4 protein-coding genes are annotated in these 4,392 nt (G+C 70.7%); all 4 read right to left on the reverse strand.

Going from position 1 to position 4,392, the window contains the following annotated elements; all coding sequences use genetic code 11:
- A partial coding sequence (locus AB0C29_RS35720) for a hypothetical protein (RefSeq protein WP_360829942.1) occupies positions 1–336 on the reverse strand: 336 nt, incomplete at its 3' end.
- Between the two features lie 44 nt (positions 337–380).
- Positions 381–890: a hypothetical protein gene (locus AB0C29_RS35725; protein ID WP_360829945.1), complete on the reverse strand. Its 510-nt coding sequence runs from the start codon at positions 888–890 to the stop codon at positions 381–383.
- A 164-nt stretch (positions 891–1,054) separates the two neighbouring features.
- Positions 1,055–1,807 (reverse strand): class I SAM-dependent methyltransferase, encoded by a 753-nt coding sequence (locus AB0C29_RS35730; protein ID WP_360829947.1) that lies wholly within the window; start codon positions 1,805–1,807, stop codon positions 1,055–1,057.
- Positions 1,808–1,830: 23 nt separating this feature from the next.
- Positions 1,831–4,131, reverse strand: coding sequence for an EAL domain-containing protein (locus tag AB0C29_RS35735; protein ID WP_360829950.1), 2,301 nt, complete (start codon positions 4,129–4,131; stop codon positions 1,831–1,833).
- Between the last annotated feature and the right edge of the window lie 261 nt (positions 4,132–4,392).

Here is a 4,392-nt window from a genome sequence, read left to right on the forward strand (position 1 = left end):
GGCGAGCCGGTCGGCCAGCCGGGACTTGCCGGCCCCGCCCGGCCCGAAGATCCACTGTGCGCTGAGTGGTGCGTCCTGCTCCCGCCACCCGCGCAGCTCGGCCAGCTCATCGGTGCGACCGGTGAAGCCGACCACGGCGAAGCGGGCGTTGAGCATCCGGCTCGGTGCCTGCCGGAGCCAGGCGGCGTCGACCTCGGGCGGCGGACGCCTGTTCTCCAGGACATAGACGGGCACGTCGTCGCCGAGCACGTGGATGTCCGCGCCGATCGCGCCGTACGCGAAGCCGTTCTTCGCGATGACGTGCTGGTGCGCCCGCGGTTCGGGATTGTCGGTCACCCGCGCGTCCTTTCCTGCGCCCGTTCCGCCAATGGTGATCGAGATCAGTGACCGGAGGGCGGCCGTTCCTGTTCCGCCGCGAGATTGTTGAAATGATTCGCCACCGGAGCGATGATGCGCCGGGCATCGGGCCGGCGCAGCACCTTGATGGTGGCAATTGCCCGGTTGACCTCGGGAGTGCGGGGCTGAATCTGCGAGAGCCCGTTCTCGAATCCCGCCAGCACCGTGTCCGGGCTCTGCTTCAGCCCGTCGCTGATGGCGCGGTCAGAGTAACCCGGCCAGAGCAGCTCCCGAGCGTGCTTGATGCTCGCGATCAGCTCACTCGCCAGCTCCAGCTCCCCTGCGGAGGCGCCGAAGACGTGGTTGCGCAGGTCGGGCATGGCCGCCGCGGCCAGCTGGGCCAGCCGCGGCGGGAGTGGGCCGCCGGTGCCCCGCCCGAACATTCCGAGCACCTTCTGCCGGAATGCGGGAACCACGAGAACCACGCCGGCGACAATCGCGAGAAAGACGAAACAGCAGCAGAAGTTGAAAATGCTCGGCGGGGAGTTGTCCATACCGGAGGAATCCTTCGCGTCGACAGAATCGGAGATCGAGCGCGCAATTCGTTCGTCCGGTTAGTACACCGGAATGCCACTTACCGGCGCGATGGGCCGAACGGACGGAAATCCCGGCCATCGGCCATCATGGACACGCCGCGTCGGTCGGATCGCTGCCGCAACTATTCGGCGACCACGAACAAGCGGTCCGCGGTACGGCGGCCGACCCCGTCCGCGATGTCCACGGTCCGCATGCCGTGCCGCCGCAACGCCGCCGTCAGCTCACCCCTCGACCACGGCCGCATGGTGAAGTCGTAGCTGGAGTCCTCCTCGGTCCGCCCGTCCGCGACGAGTTCGTACCGTTCCTCGACGTGCAGCAGCCCGTCCGCCCACCGGCTGCGGCTGGAGAACCTCAGCTCGCGGCGGCCGCCCAGCTCGGCGACGACCGACCGGCTCGCGCCGTCGGCCCGGAGCCGGGAGGCCTCCTCCTCGCGGACGTCGAGGAAGAGCAGGCCGCCCGGTCGCAGGCTCGCGGTCAGCGACGCGATCGCCGCTTCCCGGTCCGCGTCGGTGACCATGTCGTTGAGCACGCCCCGGCAGGTCACCGCGTCGTACTCGGACACCAGGCCCAGCGCGCACAGGTCGGACAGGAACGCACGAGAGCCGGGGCAGCGTTCGGCGGCCAGCGCGAGCAGCTCGGCGGAGGCGTCCGCGACGTCGACCCGGTGGCCCTTGGCGATGAGCGCCTCGGCGTGCCGGCCCGTGCCGCATCCGGCGTCCAGCACCACGGCCGGTGAGCGGTGGGCCCGGACCAGCCGTTCGTGGACCGCGTCGACCCAGGGCGCGACCGGATCGGTGATGAGCAGGTCGTAGGCCTCGGCGTGCCGGCTGTAGAAGGGACGCTCGGCACTGACTCGCGCGGACGCTGACGTCACCCGGCCAGCCTAGGCGAGATGCCTCAGCCGGGCGGGCCCGCCTGCTCCGCGGTGCTCCACCAGTCCTCGGGTCCCGTGGTGTTGTCCGAGTGCCGCAGCAGAGCCTCGATCTGCGCCGAGCCGGCCGGCCGCGCGAACAGGTAGCCCTGGCCGTACGTGCAGCCCAGCGCGCTGAGCAGCGAGTGCTGGTCGATGTTCTCGATGCCCTCGGCCACCGTCTGCAACCGCAGCGCCCGGCCCAGCTGCACCACGGCCTCGGCCAGGGTGGCGTCGTCCGGATCGGTGGCGATGCCGTCGATGAACGCCTTGTCGATCTTCAGGATGTCGATCGGGAACCGCCGCAGGTACGACAGCGACGAGTAACCGGTGCCGAAGTCGTCGATGGCGATGTGCACGCCCAGGTCCCGCAGCTCGCGCAGGGTGCTGATGGTGGCGTCGGTGTCCCGCATCAGCAGCGACTCGGTGATCTCCAGGACCACCCGGCCCGGATCGATCCCGGAGTCGCGCAGCACCGCGGCCACGTCCGCGACCAGATCCATGTGCTGGAACTGCCGGGCGGAGAGGTTCACGCTGATCCGCAGCTGCTCGGCACCCGGGACGTCCCGGTGCCAGGCGGCCACCTGCCGGCACGACTCGGCCAGCACCCAGTGTCCCAGCGGCACGATCAGCCCGGTCTGCTCGGCCAGGCCGATGAAGGTGTCCGGGCCCAGCAGCCCGCGCTCCGGGTGCTGCCAGCGCACCAGCGCCTCGACACCGATCAGCCGGCCCGACGGCAGGTCGACGATGGGCTGGTAGTGCACCACGAACTCGTCGTCGGTGAGGGCCTGCTCCAGCCGCAGGCGGGCCTCGGCCTCCTGCAGGGCGTCGGCGTACATCGACTCGTCGAAGACCACGTAACGGTCGCGGCCGGCGGTCTTGGCGGCGTACATGGCCAGGTCCGCGTCGCGCAGCAGCTCGTGCGTGTCGGCCTCGGTCATGGTGTGGGTGATCTTGGCCGAGGCGATGCCGATGCTGGCCGTGGTGATCAGGTCGCGGTGGCCGACCCGGACGGGCAGCCGGACGATCTCCAGCAGGCGTTCCGCCAGCGCGGCCAGCTCCAGATCATCGAGCCCCTCGACCAGCACCGCGAACTCGTCCCCGCCCAGCCGCGCCAATGTGTCGGCGGGCCGGATGCAGCCGCTCATCCGCGCGGCGACGGCCTGGATCAGCTCGTCCCCGGCCGAGTGCCCGAGCGTGTCGTTGACCTTCTTGAAGTCGTCCAGGTCGACCAGCAGCAGCTCCACCCGGCCTCCGCTGCGCAGATTCCGGGCCACCGCCTGGTTCATCCGGTCACCGAGCAGGGCCCGGTTGGGCAGCCCGGTGAGCGAGTCCTGGAACGCCTGCCGGGTGAGCTCACCCTCCAGCGCCTTCTGCTCGCTCACGTCTCTTATGGTCAGCACGACCGCGTTGATGTGCGGGTCCGAGAGCCGGTTGGTCCCGGTCACCTGCACGTTGATCCACCGGCCGTCGGCGTGCTGGCACCGCGAGTCGATCCGCTCGGTGTGCCCCGGGGCGGCCGCGCGCAGGTCGAGCATCCACGCGGTGATCCGGGCCAGATCGTCCGGATGGGTCATCGCCACCATGGTCTCGTTGGTGAACTGCGCCGCGTCGCGGCCCAGCACCCGGCCCGACGACGAACTGGCGAAGACCACGCCGTTGTCCGAGATGGCGAGCACGGCGTCGGAGCCGTTCTCCAGCATGGCCTCGGTGCGCCGCTCGGCGACCGCGCGCTGGGTGTCCTGCTGCCGGCGGCTGTGCGCGGTCAGGGCACACAGCCCGGCCACCACGATCAGCACCATCGACAGCGACATCACCAGCACCGGGTTGGGCTGCGGCGTGGTCATGGCCAGGGTGAGATAGCCGGCCTGGGCGAACAGGCCCAGCCCGAGCAGGGTCTGCGGCAGGAACACGGCCGAGGCGGCCACCACGATCACGATGGCGCCGGCCGGGTAGATCGCCAAGCCATCGTCGTCGAACTGGTTGAACGCGTACAGGGCGATGAGGGCGGCCGCGTACCAGGCGGTGAGCCAGCCGCGTACGCCCGCGTGGCGCAGGATCCGCGTCCACGGGAGCGCGCTGGCGGCGAGCACCACGGCGACGGCGAGCCCCAGCGGGACCAGCCACCACCGGTACTGCGGCGCCCAGGCCACTTCGACGCGTACCGCGCCCATGAGAGTCAGCGCGGCGATGATCCACAAGTCGAGCCGGATCTGCCGTGCACGATATTGCGCCAACGTGGCGTCTGATCCGGCCCAAAGCTGCACGCCCCACTTGTCGGACGCCACGGGCCGGTCCGGAGACAAACCGCCGATTTTGTTTCCCGCCGGACCGGGTTCGAACGGCCCGACACGCTGACAGTGCTGCGGTCCTCCACGGCGGCGCGCGGACGGTGGAGCGGGCCTGACAAGATCGCGTTCGTCGATGCCGCTGATGCGAGGGACGCCCACCATGCCCCGCGACCGCCCGTACGTCCCGCGTGACCAGGCCACGCCCCGGGGCGCGGCCGGTGATCCCCTGCGCGACGCCCTCGACCTGCTGGGCACCCG

The sequence above is a fragment of the Actinoplanes sp. NPDC048791 genome (assembly GCF_040650095.1).
Taxonomy (GTDB): Bacteria; Actinomycetota; Actinomycetes; order Mycobacteriales; family Micromonosporaceae; genus Actinoplanes.